At 57.0% G+C, this 1,183-nt stretch carries 1 protein-coding gene; it reads left to right on the plus strand.

The features are described from left to right. Positions 1 to 77: 77 nt before the first annotated feature. Positions 78 to 1,046, plus strand: coding sequence for an IS5 family transposase (locus tag QOL82_RS29155; RefSeq protein ID WP_283445827.1), 969 nt, complete (start codon positions 78 to 80; stop codon positions 1,044 to 1,046). The last annotated feature ends 137 nt before the right edge of the window (positions 1,047 to 1,183 follow it).

Consider the following 1,183-nt stretch of genomic DNA (forward strand, 5'->3'; position numbering starts at 1 on the left):
GGCTACGCTGAACAAGTAAACGGATTACGACAGAAACGCGTTATAGAGGCCAATAACAACGACCGCGGCAACGACCAATGAAACAGCAGACTCTGGCAATGGCAGCAGACCAAGGTTTTGAACGGCATCGCAAGCCAACCAGGCGCGATGCGTTTCTGGAGACGATGAACCGGGCCGTTCCTTGGGACGCATTGTGCGCGGTTGTTGAGCCACATTATCCAAAGAAGGGAAATGGGCGGCCGCCAATTGGGCTGGAGCGCATGCTGCGGATCCATTTCCTCCAGCACTGGTTCAATTTGGCGGATCTCGCCTGTGAAGAAGCGCTCTACGACAGCGCCAGCCTGCGCCGCTTTGCCGGCATCGACCTTGGCAATGAACCCGTGCCGGATGCGACCACAATGCTCAAATTCCGCCGCCTGCTGGAACAGCACAAGCTGGCTGAGCGCCTGTTTACAGAAGTGGGCCGCGTACTGCAGGGCAGCGGCATGACGCTCAAGACAGGCACGATTGTGGATGCGACGATCATTGCTGCGCCAAGCTCGACGAAGAACGCCGACAAGCAACGTGATCCGGAAATGCATCAGACCCGGAAAGGCCAGCAGTGGTATTTCGGCATGAAGCTGCATATTGGGGTGGACAGCCATAGCGGCCTGGCGCACAGCGCTGTGGTCACGCCAGCCAATATCCATGATAAGCACCCGTTGCCGGAACTGCTGCATGGGCAGGAGCGACGTGTCTATGGCGACAGCGCCTATACCAGCCAGAAGGCACTGATTCGTGGCAAGGCGCCGAAAGCGAAAGATTTTACAAACGAACGTGTCCGCAAAGCCGGCCAAGTCGATGAAGTGAAGCGGGCAAAGAACCGCAGCAAGTCCAAAATCCGAGCGCGGGTGGAGCACGTGTTTGCCGTGGTCAAGCGGCTGTGGGGCTTTACGAAAGTGCGCTACCGCGGCTTGGCCAAGAATGCCAGCCGGGCCTTCACGGCGCTGGCGTTGGCTAATATTTATTTGGCACGCCATCGGTTGATGGCACCAGTACGCCCGTAATGGGCGAAACAGGCTGAAAAGCCTGAAGCAACGCCCGCAAGGGCTATAAACAGCACGCTAAATCCATCCTTTTATCTCGACCTATCCGCATAGCCCTGTATCACTCGAAGATAGGTGGCTTGTTCAGCCTAGCCTTA

This window comes from Noviherbaspirillum suwonense, from assembly GCF_900182955.1.
Taxonomy (GTDB): Bacteria; Pseudomonadota; Gammaproteobacteria; order Burkholderiales; family Burkholderiaceae_D; genus Noviherbaspirillum_A; species Noviherbaspirillum_A suwonense.